General features: G+C 72.1%; 16 protein-coding genes. 10 read left to right on the top strand and 6 right to left on the bottom strand.

Features of this window, described 5'->3' with window-relative positions:
• Positions 1-3: 3 nt before the first annotated feature.
• Positions 4-1,293, top strand: a complete 1,290-nt coding sequence (gene serS, locus ACIQKA_RS17305; protein ID WP_383149439.1) for a serine--tRNA ligase — start codon at positions 4-6, stop codon at positions 1,291-1,293.
• Positions 1,290-2,096 carry an HAD family hydrolase gene (locus tag ACIQKA_RS17300; RefSeq protein WP_383149441.1) on the top strand — a complete coding sequence of 269 codons (807 nt, stop codon included), beginning with the start codon at positions 1,290-1,292 and terminating at the stop codon, positions 2,094-2,096. The genes serS and ACIQKA_RS17300 overlap by 4 nt, the downstream gene beginning before the upstream one ends.
• Before the next feature lie 109 nt (positions 2,097-2,205).
• On the opposite strand, the gene ACIQKA_RS17295 is transcribed toward ACIQKA_RS17300, so the two are convergent.
• Positions 2,206-2,811 carry a rhomboid-like protein gene (locus ACIQKA_RS17295; protein ID WP_402541420.1) on the bottom strand — a complete coding sequence of 202 codons (606 nt, stop codon included), beginning with the start codon at positions 2,809-2,811 and terminating at the stop codon, positions 2,206-2,208.
• Between the two features lie 129 nt (positions 2,812-2,940).
• Entirely contained in the window at positions 2,941-4,344 is a 1,404-nt protein-coding gene (gene lpdA / locus ACIQKA_RS17290; RefSeq protein WP_383149443.1) for a dihydrolipoyl dehydrogenase, read from the bottom strand.
• 123 nt (positions 4,345-4,467) lie between these two features.
• Here lpdA and ACIQKA_RS17285 point away from each other — a divergent pair, with 123 nt between their 5' ends.
• Together ACIQKA_RS17285 and ACIQKA_RS17280 are read left to right on the top strand one after the other, a co-directional pair.
• Positions 4,468-5,148: a FadR/GntR family transcriptional regulator gene (locus ACIQKA_RS17285; protein ID WP_383149445.1), complete on the top strand. Its 681-nt coding sequence runs from the start codon at positions 4,468-4,470 to the stop codon at positions 5,146-5,148.
• Between the two features lie 107 nt (positions 5,149-5,255).
• A complete protein-coding gene (locus ACIQKA_RS17280) occupies positions 5,256-6,497 on the top strand; it encodes a CynX/NimT family MFS transporter (RefSeq protein ID WP_402541419.1) in 1,242 nt (413 codons plus the stop codon).
• A gap of 131 nt (positions 6,498-6,628) precedes the next feature.
• On the opposite strand, the gene ACIQKA_RS17275 is transcribed toward ACIQKA_RS17280, so the two are convergent.
• From ACIQKA_RS17275 to ACIQKA_RS17260, 4 genes are read right to left on the bottom strand one after another with little or no spacing between them, the layout of a single operon-like run.
• A complete protein-coding gene (locus tag ACIQKA_RS17275) occupies positions 6,629-7,348 on the bottom strand; it encodes an ABC transporter permease (protein ID WP_366373157.1) in 720 nt (239 codons plus the stop codon).
• A gap of 14 nt (positions 7,349-7,362) precedes the next feature.
• Entirely contained in the window at positions 7,363-8,274 is a 912-nt protein-coding gene (locus ACIQKA_RS17270) for an ABC transporter ATP-binding protein (RefSeq protein ID WP_383149449.1), read from the bottom strand.
• 49 nt (positions 8,275-8,323) lie between these two features.
• Positions 8,324-9,235 carry an ABC transporter permease gene (locus ACIQKA_RS17265; RefSeq protein ID WP_383149450.1) on the bottom strand — a complete coding sequence of 304 codons (912 nt, stop codon included), beginning with the start codon at positions 9,233-9,235 and terminating at the stop codon, positions 8,324-8,326.
• Positions 9,232-10,206, bottom strand: a complete 975-nt coding sequence (locus ACIQKA_RS17260) for an ABC transporter ATP-binding protein (protein WP_383149529.1) — start codon at positions 10,204-10,206, stop codon at positions 9,232-9,234. Before ACIQKA_RS17260 ends, ACIQKA_RS17265 begins: the two co-directional genes overlap by 4 nt.
• Before the next feature lie 283 nt (positions 10,207-10,489).
• Here ACIQKA_RS17260 and ACIQKA_RS17255 point away from each other — a divergent pair, with 283 nt between their 5' ends.
• The 6 genes from ACIQKA_RS17255 (at position 10,490) to ACIQKA_RS17230 (ending at position 16,445) form a co-directional block, all read left to right on the top strand.
• A complete protein-coding gene (locus ACIQKA_RS17255) occupies positions 10,490-11,335 on the top strand; it encodes a M24 family metallopeptidase (RefSeq protein ID WP_383149452.1) in 846 nt (281 codons plus the stop codon).
• Positions 11,335-13,125: an SDR family oxidoreductase gene (locus ACIQKA_RS17250; RefSeq protein ID WP_402541418.1), complete on the top strand. Its 1,791-nt coding sequence runs from the start codon at positions 11,335-11,337 to the stop codon at positions 13,123-13,125. The genes ACIQKA_RS17255 and ACIQKA_RS17250 overlap by 1 nt, the downstream gene beginning before the upstream one ends.
• Before the next feature lie 222 nt (positions 13,126-13,347).
• The gene (locus tag ACIQKA_RS17245; RefSeq protein WP_402541416.1) at positions 13,348-14,277 is read left to right on the top strand and encodes a MerR family transcriptional regulator; all 930 of its coding nucleotides are present in this window, start codon (positions 13,348-13,350) and stop codon (positions 14,275-14,277) included.
• A 176-nt stretch (positions 14,278-14,453) separates the two neighbouring features.
• Positions 14,454-14,996, top strand: coding sequence for an RNA 2'-phosphotransferase (locus tag ACIQKA_RS17240; RefSeq protein ID WP_391095370.1), 543 nt, complete (start codon positions 14,454-14,456; stop codon positions 14,994-14,996).
• Between the two features lie 45 nt (positions 14,997-15,041).
• Positions 15,042-15,494, top strand: a complete 453-nt coding sequence (locus tag ACIQKA_RS17235; RefSeq protein WP_390109816.1) for a hypothetical protein — start codon at positions 15,042-15,044, stop codon at positions 15,492-15,494.
• Between the two features lie 78 nt (positions 15,495-15,572).
• Positions 15,573-16,445 carry a DUF72 domain-containing protein gene (locus tag ACIQKA_RS17230; RefSeq protein WP_383149459.1) on the top strand — a complete coding sequence of 291 codons (873 nt, stop codon included), beginning with the start codon at positions 15,573-15,575 and terminating at the stop codon, positions 16,443-16,445.
• The last annotated feature ends 8 nt before the right edge of the window (positions 16,446-16,453 follow it).

The raw sequence follows: 16,453 nt of genomic DNA, 5'->3' as shown, positions 1-16,453 counted from the left end.
GGGGTGATTGACCTTCGCCTGCTCCGTGAGGACCCCGACCGTGTTCGCGCCTCCCAGCGCGCCCGTGGAGAGGACGTCTCCCTCGTCGACGCCCTGCTCTCCGCCGATGAGCGGCGCAGGTCGTCCGGCGTCCGCTTCGACGAGCTCCGATCCGAGCAGAAGGCGCTCGGCAAGCTGATCCCCAGGGCCACCCCGGAGGAGCGCGCCGAGCTCCTGCAGAAGGCCGAGCAGCTCAAGACCGACGTCAAGGCCGCCGAGGCCGAGCAGAACGAGGCCGACGAGACGGCCAAGCACCTGCTGCTCCGGCTCGGGAACATCGTCCACACGGACGTCCCGGTCGGCGGCGAGGAGGACTTCGTCGTCCTGGAGACGCACGGCACCATCCGCGACTTCGCGGCCGAGGGCTTCGAGCCCAGGGACCACCTGGAGCTGGGCGAGGCGCTCGGCGCCATCGACGTGGAGCGGGGCGCCAAGGTCTCCGGTTCGCGCTTCTACTACCTGACCGGCGTCGGCGCGCTCCTGGAACTGGCCCTGGTCAACGCGGCGATCGCCCAGGCCACCGAGGCCGGCTTCATCCCCATGCTGACCCCCGCGCTCGTCCGTCCGCGCGCCATGGAGGGCACCGGCTTCCTCGGCCAGGCCGCGGAGAACGTGTACCACCTGGAGAAGGACGACTACTACCTCGTCGGCACCTCCGAGGTCCCCCTCGCCGCGTACCACATGGACGAGATCATCGACGCCGACAAGCTGCCGCTGCGGTACGCCGGCTTCTCGCCCTGCTTCCGCCGCGAGGCCGGCACGTACGGCAAGGACACCCGCGGCATCTTCCGCGTCCACCAGTTCGACAAGGTCGAGATGTTCTCGTACGTCGCGCCCGAGGACGCGGAGGACGAGCACAAGCGCCTCCTGGACTGGGAGAAGCAGTGGCTGACCGGCCTGGAGCTGCCGTTCCAGGTCATCGACGTCGCCACCGGTGACCTCGGCGCCTCCGCCTCCCGCAAGTTCGACTGCGAGGCGTGGATCCCGACCCAGGGCAAGTACCGCGAGCTGACCTCGGCGTCGAACTGCGACAGCTTCCAGGCCCGCCGCCTCTCCGTCCGGATGCGCGACGAGCAGGGCGGCAAGAAGACGGTGCAGCCGCTGGCGACCCTGAACGGCACGCTGTGCGCCGTACCGCGCACGATCGTGGCGCTCCTGGAGAACCACCAGCTCGCCGACGGTTCGGTGCGGGTGCCCGAGGTGCTCCGGCCCTACCTCGGCGGCCGTGAGGTCCTGGAGCCGATCGCCAAGTGAGCCCCTTCCCCTACCGCCTGGTCGCGACGGACCTCGACGGGACGCTGCTGCGGTCCGACGAGTCCGTCTCGGACCGTACGCGGGACGCGCTCGCCGCCGCGACGGCGGCGGGCGCCGCCCACATCGTGGTCACCGGCCGGGCGGTGCCCTGGACCCGGCACATCCTCGACGACCTCGGCTACGAGGGGATCGCGGTGTGCGGGCAGGGCGCGCAGGTCTACCACGCCGGTGAGCACCGGCTGCTGACCTCGCTGACCCTGGACCGGCAGCTCGCCGGGCTCGCCCTGTCCAAGATCGAGGCCGAGGTGGGTCCGCTGGCCCTCGCCGCGAGCCGCGACGGACTGGAGGGCGAGGTCCTGATGGGCCCCGGCTACCGGGTCCACGAGGGTCCGCTGCCGTACGTGCCGTACGAGGACCCGTCGGAGCTGTGGTCGGCGCCGCTGACCAAGCTCTACATCCAGCACCCGACGCTGACCGACGACGAGCTGACCCGAGCCGCCCGCGCCACGGTCGGCGGTCTCGTGGACATCGTCATGGCGGGCCCCGGCATCGTGGAGATCCTCCCGCTCGGCCTCAGCAAGGCGACGGGCCTCTCGCTCGCCGCGCGCCGGCTGGGCGTGAAGGCGGCGGAGACGATCGCCTTCGGCGACATGCCCAACGACATCCCGATGTTCGGCTGGGCGGCCCGCGGCGTGGCCATGGGCAACGCGCACGCGGAGCTGCGGGCGGTGGCCGACGAGGTGACCGCCTCGAACGAGGAGGACGGCATCGCGGTCGTCCTGGAGCGACTGCTGGCCGGCTGAGCCGGCCCGAAGCGTTCGAAAAGGAGGGGGGCGGCCCGCGCGGACCGAGTCCGCGCGCTCGAAGCGGCCGCCCCTCTCCTCCGGGAGATCCCCCGTGTCCCCCGTACGACTAGTGTGCGCCGGGTCGCTGTTCGTGTGCGACCGGTTTTCCGCGCGTCAGCGGACGGCAGGCGACGCCGACGGCCAGGGCGATCGCGTGGCCGAGGTCGGTGTACGTGCGGTCGGTGACGAGCGGGACGGCGAAGAACGCGGTCACGCCCGCGAGGTAGAACCAGCGCCAAGGGCGGGCGAGGCGGTGGGCGAGGACGCCCGCGGAAGCGGCGAGTCCGTAGCTGACCCCGATGTCGACGACGTGCGCCATGCTGCGCGGGACGTCGTGGAGGCGGATGGCCGCCAGGACCACCTGCTGGCTGACGAGCGTCGCCGTGACGTGCGCGGCGGCGACGGCGAAGAGCCACTTCGCGGTGCCGAGCCACCGCTCCACGGGGGCGTGCAGCAGCTCGAAGAGCGCCGCGTACAGCACGATGCCGGCCGGGTCCTCGATCCAGAACGCGCTGCCGATCAGCGCCCGCACCGGATGGTGCGCGAGCTGGTGGAGGTTGCTGCTGTTGCCGTGGAGGAAGTAGTCCTCGACGCCGGTGGGGGCGAGTGCGAGGACGAGGCTGGTGAGCGCGATGACCGCCAGCCACACGTGCGTGCCGGGTGACGAACGCACCCACGACCTGATCGGCCGGGACGGTTCGCCACCCGGAGGGGTTCCGCTCGGCGCCTTCTCGTACGGCGCCCGTTCGCTCGGCACCTCTCAGTGCCTATCACCCGGACCCGTCGGGGCGCGGGAGGCGCCTCAGAAATTGATCATGTGTCCGGCGATCCCGTGGATCGCCTCCTTCACGGCCTCGCCCAGGGTCGGGTGCGCGTGGACGTTCCGGGCGACCTCGTGGACCGTCAGGTCCCACTGCTGGGCCAGGGTCAGCTCGGGCAGCAGCTCGGTGACGTCGGGGCCGATCAGGTGGGCGCCGATGATCTCGCCGTACTTCGCGTCCGCGACGATCTTGACGAAGCCGGTGGCGTCGCCGAGGCCGTGCGCCTTGCCGTTCGCGGTGAAGGGGAACTTCGCGACCTTGACGTCGAAGCCCTTCTCGCGCGCCTGCTTCTCGGTCCAGCCGAAGCTGGCGATCTGCGGCTGGCAGTAGGTGGCGCGCGGGATCATCGGGTAGTCGAGCTCCATCGTCTCGGCGTCCGCGATGGTCTCGGAGGCGATGACGCCCATGGCCTCGGCGGTGTGCGCGAGCATCAGCTTCGCGGTGACGTCGCCGATGGCGTAGATGTGCGGCACGGAGGTGCGGCAGCGGCCGTCGACGTCGATCGCGCCGCGCTCGGTCAGGGCGACGCCGGTGTTCTCCAGGCCGTAGCCGGTGACGTTCGGGGCGAAGCCGATCGCCTGGAGGACCTTGTCGGCCTCCAGGACCTTCTGGGCGCCGTCCTTGCCGGTGACGGTGACGCGGACCTGCGGGCCGGACTCGTCGATGGTCTCGACGCGGGTCGAGGTCAGGACGTCGATGCCGAGCTTGCGGTACTGCTTCGCCAGCTCCTTGGAGACGTCCTCGTCCTCCAGCGGGGCGATGCGGTCGAGGAACTCGACGATCGTGACCTTGGTGCCGTAGTTGTTGAGGACGTACGCGAACTCGATGCCGATCGCGCCGGCGCCGGCGATGACGATCGACTTCGGGGCGTCCTCGGCGAGGATCTGCTCCTCGTACGTGACGACGCGGTCGGTGCGGGAGGTGCCCGGCAGCAGACGCGGGGTGGCGCCGGTGGCGATGACGCAGTTGTCGAAGGAGATCGTCCGCGTGGTGCCGTCGGACGCGGCCACCTGGAGGGTGTTCGCGTCGAGGAAGGTGCCCCGGCCGTCGAACTCGGTGATCCCGTTCTTCTTCATCAGGTAGTGGACGCCCTTGACGCGGCCGTCCGCGACCGTGCGGCTGCGGCGGAACGCCTCCGTGTAGTCGAAGGAGACGGTGCCGTCGACCTTGATGCCGAAGGTCTTGGCCTCGTGGTTGAAGATGTGGGCGAGTTCGGCGTTGCGCAGCAGCGCCTTGGTGGGGATGCAGCCGACGTTCAGACAGACGCCGCCCCAGTACTTCTCCTCGACGACCGCGACCCGCTTGCCGAGCTGGGCGGCGCGGATGGCGGCGACGTAACCGCCGGGGCCGGCTCCGAGTACGACGACGTCGAAGCGGTCTGACATGACTGACTCCCGAGGGTGGTGGGGGTGTGCGGTCCGCGTACGGCCCCACAGTAGCTCCGTGTCCTCGGGATGCTGAGTTGTAGGATGACCGGGCAACAGGGCGAATGGAGAGGTCGGAACGGCATGGCACTCAGGGCGGCGGGGCGGACCTCGCTGGTGGACTCCGCGGTGGAGCAGCTCCGCGGTCAGCTCGCGGGCGGGGAGTGGGCGGTCGGCGACCGCATCCCCACCGAACACGAACTCGCGCAACAGCTCGGCGTGGGCCGCAACACCGTCCGCGAGGCCGTCCGGGTCCTCGTCCACGCCGGGCTCCTGGAGTCCCGGCAGGGCAACGGCACCTTCGTCCGGTCCGCCGCGGACCCGGCGGCCGTCCTGCGCGGGGTCCGGCACGCGGGCGCGGCCGACGTGCTCGAACTCCGGGTCGCCCTGGAGGCCGAGGCCGCCCGGCTCGCGGCGGCCCGGCGCGACACCCACGACCTGCTGCGGCTGCGGGCCGCCCTGACCACCCTGCGGGAGGAGGGCGACCGGGACGCCGACGCGGACCTCGCCTTCCACCTGGCGGTCGTCGGCGCGACCCACAACGCGGCCTTCGTGGAGGTGTACCGCTTCTTCTCCGCCCAGGTCCACGAGGTCCTGGTGGAGGCGCTCGGCGACCGGGAGATGCCGCCGGTCGACATCGACGCCCACGAGGCCCTGGTGGCCGCCGTCGAGGCGGGCGACCCGGAGACGGCGGAACGCCGGGCCCGCGAACTGCTGCGGGCGCCGATGGAGACGGTCGCGGCGCTGACGGGGCGGTCCCGATGAGCACCGGAGCACGTACGTCCGGAGCGGGTCCGTCCGGAGCGCGTACGTCCGGAACCCCCGCGCCCGGACCGCGTACGTCCGGTACGGAGGCGGGTGCGGCGGCGCCCGTGCTCGTCGACGCGGAGGCCGGGGTCCGGCCCTCGGTGACGGGGGCGGCGGCCCGGCGCGCCCTGCTCGCGCATCCGGTGCTGCTCCTCGTCGGGATCGTGCTGGCCTCGCTCAACATGCGGGCCGCCCTGGCGAGCGTGGCGCCCCTGGTCGGCGAGATGTCCGCCGCCTTCGGGCTCTCCGCGGCGGCGAGTTCGCTCGTCACCTCGGTGCCGGTGCTCTTCCTGGGCGCGGGCGCGGCGGTCGCGCCGTGGCTGGGCCGCCGGTTCGGCGCCGAACGCGTGCTGTTCGCGGCGCTCCTGCTGCTCGGCGCCGGCGTCCTCGTGCGCGTCCTGCCGTCCGTGTACGCGCTGTACGGCGGCGGGGTCCTCGTCGGAACGGCGATCGCCCTGCTCAACGTGCTCATGCCGGGCCTGATCAAGCGCGACTTCCCGGACCGGGCCGCGGCGATGACCTCGGTCTACACGGGCGCGATGATCACGGGCGCCACGGTGGCCGCGGCGGCGGCCGTCCCCCTGGAGAAGGCCCTGGGCGGCGGCTGGGAGGCCTCCCTCGGCTTCTGGTCGCTGCTCGCCGCGGTGGCGGCGCTCGCCTGGCTCCCCCAGGTTCTGATCGCGCGCGGCCGTACGGGGCACGCGGTACGGGCCGTCCCGGCCGGCGGCGCCCGCCCGGTGAACGTCTGGCGCTCGGCGCTCGCCTGGCAGGTCACCCTCTTCATGGGCCTGCAGTCCCTCTGGACGTACGTGCTGATCGCCTGGATGCCGACGATCCTCGTCGACCACGGAATGGACCGCTCCACCGCCGGCGTGGTCTTCGCCTTCAACAACCTGGTGCAGGTGGCGGGTGCCTTCGTGGTGCCGCTGCTCGCCGGGCGGATGCGGAGCCAGCGCCCGCTGATCGTGCTCGTCACCACGCTGGTCGCGGCCGGCTACGCCGGTCTGATGGCGGCGCCGGTGGAGGGCGCCTGGCTCTGGTCGGCGCTTCTCGGCGTCGGTCAGGGCGGCGCGGTCGGACTCGCCCTGACCCTGATCGTGCTGCGCTCCGGGGACGCGGTGACCGCGGCCGGGCTCTCGGGGATGTCCCAGACGGTCGGCTATCTGCTCGCCGCCGCGGGCCCGCTGGCCGCCGGCACCCTCCACCAGGCCACCGGCTCCTGGACCCCGCCGATCTGCGCGGTCCTCGGCGTCTGCGCGGCGGCCCTGGCCGTGGGGCTCCTCGCGGCCCGGAACCGCACGGTCTGAGGAACGGGCCGGGCCGCCGGGCCGGGAGAGGAAAAGAACGGACGGGAGGGGCGGTACGGCTCCGGGCGGGCCTCCCGGCTCCGGGGGCGACGACCCTCGGAGCCGTACCGCTTCCGTGTCCGGCGCCGGGCCTACTCCTCGCCCGCCAGGGTCAGGCGGCGGAGCTTCTGGCCGGCGAACCAGGTCGCCGCGACCGTGACCGCCACCAGGAGGACCACCGCCGTGGGGAGCCCGACCTCGGAGGTGACCAGGCCGTCGCCGGTGACCTTCTCCGCGAGGGCGAGCGCCCACTGCTGGACGCTCAGGGTGCGGGCGCCGGCGATCAGGGAGCCGAAGAGGGCCTCCCACACCAGGGCGTAGACCAGGCCGATCACCACGGCGTGCCGGCTGACCGTGCCGAGCAGCAGGAACAGGGCGCTGTAGGCGATGGAGGCCACGAGCGCCGCCACCGTGTACGCCACGGCCACCTGCTGGCCGTTGCCGTTGAGGATGAACCCGGCGATCAGCGTCGGCACCGCCGAGAAGACCATCGTCACCGCGATCGCCACGATCAGCTTCGTGAAGATGATCGTGGGCCGCTTCACCGGCTTGGACAGCAGGTAGACGATCGAGCCGTCGTCGATCTCGGGGCCGATCGCGCCCGTGCCGGCGATGACGCCGATCAGCGGCACCATCGTGGCCAGGGCGAAGCCGCCGAGGACGTCGGCCGCGACCTGGTCGTCCGCGCCGTTGAACATGCGGACCGCCGCCGAGATGACCAGCAGCATGGCGGGCAGCAGGAAGAGGATCAGGGCCCTGCGGCGGCCGAGGAGGGCCCGGTAGGTGAGCCGGGCAACTGTGGGGTTGTACATCGGTCGGGCTCCTTTCAGGCCGCTACGAGGTACGAGAAGACCGATTCGAGGGACTCGTCCGAGGGCGAGACCGTCAGGAGACGGATCCCCCGCTCGCGCGCGACCTTCGGCAGCAGTTCCGTGAACCGCCCGAAGTCGACCGCCTGGATGCGCAGTCCGCCGTCCGCGTGGTCGACCTCGATGCCGGCCGTGGACGGGTCGGCGATCAGCGCGGCCGCGAGGGCCCGGTCGTCGCTGGAGCGGACGAGGTAGCGGTGCGGCCGGTCCGTCATGAGGCGGCGGATCTTGCGGAAGTCGCCGGAGGCGGCGTGCCGTCCGGCCACGATCACCTCGATGTGGGAGGCGAGCTGCTCGACCTCCTCCAGGATGTGCGAGGAGAACAGGACCGTGCGGCCGGCCGCGCCCATCCGCCGCAGCAGGTCCATCAGCTGCATGCGCTGGCGCGGGTCCATGCCGTTGAACGGCTCGTCGAGCAGCAGCACGGACGGGTCGTGGACGAGGGCCGAGGCCATCTTCACGCGCTGCCGCATGCCCTTGCTGTACGTGGAGACCTTGCGGTCCTGCGCGTACTCCATCTCGACCGTGGCCAGGGCCCGCTGGGCCTCCTTGGCGCCGAGGCCCTGGAGCTCGGCGTTGGCCACGACGAACTCGCGGCCGGTGAGGAAGTCGTACATCGCCTCCCGCTCGGGCACGACGCCGATGTCGCGGTAGACCGACTCGTTCCCCCAGATCTTCTGCCCGTCGAGGGTGACGGTGCCGGTGGAGGGGTCGAGGAAGCCGCCCATCATGTTGATCAGGGTGGACTTTCCGGCACCGTTGGGGCCGAGGAGGCCGGTGACGCCGGGCCCCACCTCCATCGTGACGTCGTTGACGGCCACGACGTTCCCGAACCAGCGGGAGACGTGATCGATGTGAAGGGTGCTCATGGGCGCGGCCCCTTCCTTTGAGGAGTGGTGGCGGGCGACGGGAGGACGGTCACAGCCCGACCTTTCGGTAGCGGCGCATCAGGATGCCGTACGAGCCGGCGATCAGCGCGAGGACGACCAGCAGGTAGACCACGCCGACTCCGGCGCTCGGGCCTCCGAGCTCGGGGAACATGGGCGGTGCGCCCAGGAAGGCGGTCTGCACGCCGTCGACGAGGGTGATCGGCGAGAACAGGCCGAGCCACTCGATGGCGCCCGGGTTCTCCGTGGCGTAGGCGATGCCCATGAGCGTCGAGACCGCGCCGTACGAGATGGTCAGGACGCCGATGACGGCGGCGACGCCGAAGCCGCGGCGCGGAGTCAGGGCCGCCATGACGAGGCCGATGCCGCCGAAGAGCAGCGAGAGGAGCGCCACGGAGACGATGCCCTGGCCGAACATCTTGGCCTGCTCGGCGAAGTCCATCTTGGCGAGCATCGAGCCGATCCACATGATCAGCAGCGGGACGGCCGTGAGGATGAAGAGCGCCGACGCCATCGCCCCGTACTTGGCGAGGACGTAGTCCGCGCGCTCGATCGGGCGGGAGAAGTACAGGGGCACGGTCCTGAACCGGAGGTCGCGGGAGACGGACTGCGGCGCCTGCGAGGCCAGGAAGATGCCGATGACGACCTGGAGGAAGATCGCGTACTGCGTGTACTCGATCGAGAGCTTGGTCTGCTTGGTGGCGACCGCGACGGCGACGATGATCAGCGCCGGGGCGCACATCACGCCGGCGAGCAGCATCGGCAGCACCTTGGACTTGGCGCTGCGGCCCAGTCCGTACGCGCCCCGCAGGGACTGCGAGAAGAGCGACCGGCGCGCGTACGCCCGGCCGAGGCGCGGGCCTTCGTAGGACCGGTATCCGATGTTGTGGATCCGGGTCGTGTCGGGAGCGGCCTGGGAGGGCTGGGGGATCCTGGTGCTCATCGGGCCGGCACCTCCTCGTGGGGCGTGGACGCCTCGGCGGCCTCCGGACGGAAGACCTCGGCGATGTGGTGGCGGCGCTGCTCCATGCGGACGAGCCCGAGGCCGAGGTCGGCGACGGTGTCGCGCACGAGGTCGTACGTCTCCTCGCCGGCCGCCTCCAGGAGCAGGACGTGGCCGGCGCCGGGCAGGCCGTCCTCCGTGCCCGGGTGGAGGGTGACGCCGGCGGCGGCGAGGGCCGTGCGGAGGGCCGCCGTGCCGTCGGGCTGTGCGTCGGAGTCGGTGACCTCGACCGCGAGGGTCGTGGTGATCCGGGTGAAGTCGCTGGTGGAGCTGGAGCGCAGGAGGCGTCCGCCGTCGATGACGACGACGTGGTCGCAGGTGCGCTCCAGCTCGCCGAGGAGGTGCGAGGTGACGAGGACGGAGATGCCGAAGTCGGTCCAGATCCGGCGGATCAGTCCGAGCATCTCGTCCCGGCCCACCGGGTCGAGACCGTTGGTCGGCTCGTCGAGGAGGACCAGCTTCGGGTCGTGGACCAGCGCCTGGGCGAGCTTCACCCGCTGCTTCATGCCGGTCGAGTACCCGCCGATGGGGCGGTAGCGCTCCTCGTACAGGCCGACGTGGCGCAGGGTGTCGGCCGTCCGCTCGCGGGCGGCGGTCGCGGGCAGCCCGGACATGCGCGCCATGTGGACGACGAACTCGGTGGCCGAGACGTCCGGGGGGAGGCAGTCGTGCTCGGGCATGTATCCCACGCGCTCGCGGATCTGGGCGCCGGAGGTGCGGACGTCGAGGCCCAGCACCTCCGCGTGGCCCTCCGTGGCGGGGGAGAGTCCGAGCAGGATCTTGATCATCGTGGACTTGCCGGCTCCGTTGGCACCCACCAGTCCGGTCACACCGGGCCCGATGTCCAGGGAGAGCCGGTCGAGAGCGGTCACCCGGGGGAACCGCTTGCTGAGGCTTTCGGTCGCGATCACAGTCACACCACGAAGGTAGTGGTGTGCGCCACACGTGTCGTCAGACCAACGGCTCGACCTCTGTCCGACCAGAGGAGTACAAGCCCGTAGGGGCGGAACGACGAAAGTCGTCACCCCTTGATCGGCCGGTACCCCCTCGGGGGACTTCCGGCGTATTCGCCGTCGAGTTTTCCCCAGGCCGTCGTCCGACCCCTTGACTCAGCCGCCGAGCATTGTCACATTCATCGATGTCAAGTTACGAACGCGTAGCGCAGCCGGGCGCTCACAGGGGACGGAGGGTGGCATGGCAACGGCAGTGACAGGTGAACTCTCGGCGGAGCTGCGGGGGTTCAAGGAGGTGCAGCGGCTCTCCTACGCGTGCGCGGAAGCCGTAGCGGCGCAGCTGAAGCCGGGCGTGACCGAGCGCGAGGCCGCCCGGATGCAGCGGGAGTGGCTGTACGAGCGGGGCGTCCGGGACTGGTTCCACCGGCCGTTCGCCTGGTTCGGGGACCGCACGGCCTTCGTGGACTTCAGGATCCCGCTCCAGTTCTTCCCGACGAACCGGCGCCTGGAGGCGGGGATGCCGTTCATCCTCGACATGGCCCCGGTGTACCAGGGCTACACGGCCGACATCGGTTACAGCGGCTGCCTCGGGCTCGATCCCCTGCACGACCGGCTGCTCGCCGACCTGGCGGCCCACCGCGAGCTGATCCTGCGCGAGGTGCGCGAGCGCCGCACGCTGCGCGAGATATACGAGGACGTGGACCGGCTCATGGTCCGCCAGGGGTACGCGAACCGGCACCGGGCCTACCCCTTCGGCGTCATCGCCCACAAGATCGACCGGGTGGGGGAGCGCCGCTGGTCGCCGACGCTCTTCGGCTTCGGCACCCAGGCGCTCAAGGGCCTGGCGAGCGACGCCCTGCACGGGCACCGAGACGGCTGGTCGCCGCTCTGGTCGCCGTACAAGTTCTCCGACCACCCGCCCACGCCCGGGCTGTGGGCGGTCGAGCCGCACCTCGGATTCCGGGGTACGGGCGCGAAGTTCGAGGAGATCCTGGTCGTCACCGACTCCCGGGACCCCGAGCAGAGCGCGTTCTGGCTGGACGACGATCTGCCGCACGTGCGGCGCTGGAACGAGGGAGCGGTCTGATGACGGAGCTCAAGGGAGCCCGGGAGCGCCGGGTCCGTACGGGCGGGATCGAGCTGTGCGTCGCCGAGCTCGGCGAGACGGGCCGGCCGACCGTCCTGCTCGTGCACGGCTACCCGGACTCCAAGGAGGTGTGGTCGGAGGTCGCGCTCCGGCTGGCCGAGGAGTTCCACGTGGTGCTGTACGACGTCCGGGGCCACGGCCAGTCGACGGCCCCGGCCCCGCTGCGCGGCGGTTTCACCCTGGAGAAGCTGACGGACGACTTCCTCGCGGTCGCCGACGCCGTCAGCCCGGACCGGCCGGTCCACCTCGTCGGCCACGACTGGGGCTCCGTGCAGTCCTGGGAGTTCGTCACGGTGCCGCGCACCGAGGGCCGGATCGCCTCCTTCACCTCGATGTCGGGGCCCTCCCTCGACCACTTCGGGCACTGGATCAAGCGCCGGATGACCCGGCCCACCCCGCGCCGGATCGGACAGCTCCTCGGCCAGGGCGCCAAGTCCTGGTACGTGTACATGCTGCACGCCCCGGTGCTGCCGGAGCTGGCCTGGCGCGGGCCGCTCGGCAAGCGCTGGCCGGGGATCCTGGAGCGGGTCGAGAAGGTCCCGGCCGGCGACTACCCGACGTCCTCGCTGCCGAACGACGCGGCGCACGGGGCCTGGCTCTACCGGGACAACGTCCGGGCCCGGCTCTCCCGGCCACGTCCCGACGCGTACGCGCACGCGCCCGTGCAGCTGATCGTGCCGACCGGTGACGCCTTCCTCTCCGACCGGCTCTACGACGACCTGGGCACCTGGGTGCCGGAGCTGACCCGGCGCACCCTGCCCGCCAAGCACTGGGTGCCGCGCACCCGGCCGGACCAGCTGTCCTCCTGGATCGCCGAGTTCGTCAGGACCCACGAGGAGCCGGCGGCCGGGGCGTCGAAGCCGGTCGCGGCGGCGGCGAAGAGCGGGGTGCGCCCGGAGTACGCGGAGCGGTTCGGCGGCCAGCTCGTCCTGGTGACCGGGGCGGCCAGCGGCATCGGGCGGGCCACCGCCTTCGCGTTCGCGGAGGCGGGCGCCCGGGTCGTGGCCGTGGACCGGGACGCCGAGGGGGCCGCCCGGACGGCGGAGATGGCGCGGCTGATCGGCGCCCAGGAGGCCTGGGGCGAGGCGGTCGACGTCTCCGACGAGCAGGCGGTGGAGAAGCTGGCCGCCAAGGTGGAGGACGAGTACGGGGTCGTCGACGTCCTGGTCAACAACGCGGGCATCGGGCTCGCCGGCTCCTTCTTCGAGACGTCGAGCGAGGAGTGGGGGCGCGTCCTGGACGTCAACCTGTGGGGCGTGATCCACGGGTGCCGGCACTTCGGGTCGCGGATGGTCGCGCGGGGCCAGGGCGGCCACATCGTGAACACCGCCTCCGCCGCGGCCTTCCAGCCGTCCCGGGCCCTGCCCGCGTACAGCACGTCGAAGGCGGCGGTGCTGATGCTCAGCGAGTGCCTGCGCGCGGAGCTGGCCGACCGGGGCATCGGGGTGTCCGCGATATGCCCCGGCATCGTCAACACCAACATCACCGCGACCACGCGGTTCGCCGGAGTGTCGGACGCGGCGGAGGAGAAGCGGCGGCAGAAGAAGGCGTCCCGGCTGTACGGGCTGCGGAACTACCCGCCGGAGAAGGTCGCGGACGCGATCCTGGGGGCCGTCCTGCACGACCGGGCCGTCGTGCCGGTGACCCCCGAGGCCCGGGGCGCCCGCTTCCTGTCCCGGCTGAGCCCCGGCGCGCTGCGGGCCCTCGCGCGGTGGCAGCCGCCGGCGTAGAAAGCCGGCGGGAGACGGAGGAAAGGACGGCGCACAGGGACGACGGGGGGGGGACGGGCACGAGGACGGCACGGGGAGACGACGGGGGGGCGGGCACGAGGACGGCGCGGGAACTCGGCGGGGGACGGGAGCGGGCGCGGCGCGGGGAGCGGCGGTCGTACGATCCCTCGCAGGACGGGCCCTGCGGCGGCGGGGTGGCGGAAGCGGTCGGTGGGAGCGAGTTTGTCCGAGCAGTCAGCACAGCCGGAGTACCGGATCGAGGACCTCGCCCGGCTCAGCGGGGCCACGGTCCGGACGATCCGCGCCTACCAGGACCGCGGCCTGCTGCCCCGCCCGGAGCGGCGGGGCCGGACGAACGTCTACGGGGACGCGCACCTCGCGCGGCTCCGGCGGATCGCCGACCTCCTCGACCGGGGCTACACCCTGGCCTCGATCAAGGAGCTCCTGGAGGCGTGGGACACCGGTCGGGGGCTCGGCGGGGTGCTCGGTCTGGTCGCGGAGGTCCACGGGCCGTGGACGGACGAGGAGGCGGCCCGGATATCGCGCGCGGAGCTGGACGCCCGCTTCGGCGGCACACCGGACGAGACGGCGATCCGGGAGGCCGTGGAGCTCGGCGTACTGGAGCGGATCCCGGACCGGGAGACGGAGGAGTACCTCGTACCGAGCCCACAGGAGCTGGCGGTGGCGGCCGAGCTGTACGCGGCCGGGGTGCCGTTGCCGGCGATCACCGGGCACCTGAAGGAGCTGCGGGGGCAGGTCGAGCACATCGCCTCCCGGTTCCTGGAGTTCACGACCGAGTACGTCTTCGCCCGCTATCTGGAGCACCGGCCGCCGACGGACGCGGACGCGGCCGAGGCCGCGGCGATGGTGCGGCGGCTCAGGCCGCTCGCCCAGCAGACGGTGGACGCCGAACTGGCTCGCGCCATGCGTCTGTTCGCCACCCGCCACCTCCGGATCCACCTGTCTCCGGAGGCGCCGCCCGCGCAGGACGACGATCCGCGCCCGGTGGCACTGCCCGCCGGTACGGTCCGGGCCGTACAGGGGCTGGTCGGGGCGGAGGGGGTCGCGGCCTTCGTCGCGGCGGCGACGGAACGGGAGCTGCACAAGAGGACGTTGGACGCCCTCACCGCACAACACCACGAGAAGACATAGGGGACAAAGCCCCCAATTGCCCTGAATGGAAGGTCTTGTTGTCCACAGAAAGAGCAACTCCCCTGTGGATAACTCGGCTTGGCTGTGGATCAAACCTGCCAACGAGAATCTTCGGAAATCATTGGCCGGGGCGACACCGGCTTCGGCATCCTGACCGGATGACCCCAGGACCGCCCATGGACGAACGCCGCACGGTGAAGGTCTCCAAGTACCTCTCCAAGCACCTGCGCCACCAGCCCGAGCGCATCGGTCTCGTCCTCGACGCACAGGGCTGGACCGAGATCGACGCGCTGCTCCGGGCCACCACCGAGCACGGTTTCCCGATCTCCCGCGAGGAACTCGACCACGTCGTCGCGACCAACGACAAGAAGCGCTTCGCGATCGAGGGCACCCGCATCCGCGCCAGCCAGGGCCACACCGTGCGGGTGGACCTGGACCTGCCGGCCGCCGAACCGCCCGCGTACCTCTACCACGGCACGGTCGCGGACCGGCTTGCCCCGATCCGGTCCGAGGGGCTTCGGCCCATGGCCCGCCACCACGTGCACCTCTCCCCCGACCGGGAGACCGCGACCCGGGTCGGCGCACGCCGGGGCCGGCCGGTCGTCCTCGGCGTCGACGCCGGAGCCATGCACCGCGCCGGACACGTCTTCCACGTCAGCGCCAACGGGGTCTGGCTGACCGACGCCGTCCCGCCGGAGTTCCTCCGCCTCCCCTCCTGACCCCACCGGCGGGAGGAGCGGAAACCGTGGGACATGATCCTTTCCATGACCCACCCCCACCTCCCCAGCACCGAAGCCGCCGTCACCGCGATCCGTGAGGTCGCCCGGGAGTTCGCCCTGGAGATGACGGTCACCGACGACATCGGCGCGGACCGGACCTCCCGGCGCACCTCGGCGGACGCGTTCGCCGTCCTCGACCCGGACGGCTCCCTGCCGCACGAGGCCTTCGTCGAACTGGGCGGCTCCCCCGTCGTCACCGTCCAGATCTTCCCGGAGGAAGACGCCAGGATCACGGTGGAGGGCATCGAGTTCGCGGACGTACCCCGCGACGCGGTCCCGGCCTTCCTGCGGTCCGTCCACGGCGGCCTGGCCCATCTGAAGGGCCGGTTCTTCCCGCCCGGCTGGTGGCTGGTCATCCCGCTGCCCGGCGACGAGACCTACCGGGAACTCGTCCCCGGGGCCTCGCTCACCCCGTGGATGAACAGGAACGTCCGCTGACGCCGGCCCCTCCGGCGGCCCGCGGAGACTCCCGCGTGCCGGACGAATCCGTCGCAGGTCCCGGGGAACACTGGCCGGATGGGAGAGATCCGGGTCGGAACCTGCTCGTGGACGGACAAGGCGCTGGTGGCGAGCGGCTGGTACCCGACGGGGCAGCGTGACGCGGAGGGCAGACTGCGCCACTACGCCACGCGGTTCCCGGTGGTGGAGGTCGACTCCACGTACTACGGGCTGCCCAGTGCCCGCAACAGCCGGCTGTGGGCCGAGCGCACCCCCGAGGGCTTCCGCTTCGACGTGAAGGCGTTCTCGCTGCTCACCGGCCACCCGACCCGGCCGGAGGCACTGCCCGCCGACCTCCGGCCGTCCTTCGCGCGGCAACGGGGGCGGGACGGCGTCGACCCCGGCCTGCTCGACGAGGTGTGGGACCGGTACGGCGCGGCCCTCGAACCGCTGCGGGAGGCCGGGCGCCTGGGGACGCTGCTGTTCCAGTTCCCGCACCGGCTCGTACCGGGGGGGCCGGCGGTGGAGTTCCTGCGCCGGTGCCGCGAGCGCGCCGCCGGATGGCCGGTGGCCGTGGAGTTCCGTAACCCCGGCTGGTGGCACGAGGAGAACGCCGACGCGACGGCCGCCCTCCTGACGGAGCTGGACGCGGCCGCCGTGGCCGTGGACATGACCCAGACCCTGCCCACCTCCGTTCCTCCGGTCGTGCGGGTCACCTCCCCGGACCTCGCCCTGGTCCGCTTCCACGGCCGCAACACCGCGTGGGGCACCGGCACCAAGGAGGAGCGGTTCCGCCACGACTACACGCCCGACGAGCTCTCGGAATGGGTCCCGCGCGTCCGCGAGATGTCCGAACGGGCGCGGGAGGTCCACGTCCTCTTCAACAACTGCTGCGGCGACGCGGCCGTCCGCGCGGCGGCGTCGATGCGACAGCTGCTCGGGCTCTCGTAGGGTCGTCC

Source organism: Streptomyces sp. NPDC092045, assembly GCF_044756005.1.
Classification (GTDB): Bacteria; Actinomycetota; Actinomycetes; order Streptomycetales; family Streptomycetaceae; genus Streptomyces.
This window is presented reverse-complemented; position numbering and strand designations above follow the sequence as displayed.

What these genes read in the sequence shown, in the direction of transcription:
- lpdA (WP_383149443.1), bottom strand. Translation starts at nt 4,344, where the DNA reads ATGTCAGACCGCTTCGACGTCGTCGTACTCGGAGCCGGCCCCGGCGGT.
- ACIQKA_RS17285 (WP_383149445.1), top strand. Translation starts at nt 4,468, where the DNA reads ATGGCACTCAGGGCGGCGGGGCGGACCTCGCTGGTGGACTCCGCGGTG.
- ACIQKA_RS17275 (WP_366373157.1), bottom strand. Translation starts at nt 7,348, where the DNA reads ATGTACAACCCCACAGTTGCCCGGCTCACCTACCGGGCCCTCCTCGGC.
- ACIQKA_RS17270 (WP_383149449.1), bottom strand. Translation starts at nt 8,274, where the DNA reads ATGAGCACCCTTCACATCGATCACGTCTCCCGCTGGTTCGGGAACGTC.
- ACIQKA_RS17265 (WP_383149450.1), bottom strand. Translation starts at nt 9,235, where the DNA reads ATGAGCACCAGGATCCCCCAGCCCTCCCAGGCCGCTCCCGACACGACC.
- ACIQKA_RS17255 (WP_383149452.1), top strand. Translation starts at nt 10,490, where the DNA reads ATGGCAACGGCAGTGACAGGTGAACTCTCGGCGGAGCTGCGGGGGTTC.
- ACIQKA_RS17250 (WP_402541418.1), top strand. Translation starts at nt 11,335, where the DNA reads ATGACGGAGCTCAAGGGAGCCCGGGAGCGCCGGGTCCGTACGGGCGGG.
- ACIQKA_RS17240 (WP_391095370.1), top strand. Translation starts at nt 14,454, where the DNA reads ATGGACGAACGCCGCACGGTGAAGGTCTCCAAGTACCTCTCCAAGCAC.
- ACIQKA_RS17235 (WP_390109816.1), top strand. Translation starts at nt 15,042, where the DNA reads ATGACCCACCCCCACCTCCCCAGCACCGAAGCCGCCGTCACCGCGATC.
- ACIQKA_RS17230 (WP_383149459.1), top strand. Translation starts at nt 15,573, where the DNA reads ATGGGAGAGATCCGGGTCGGAACCTGCTCGTGGACGGACAAGGCGCTG.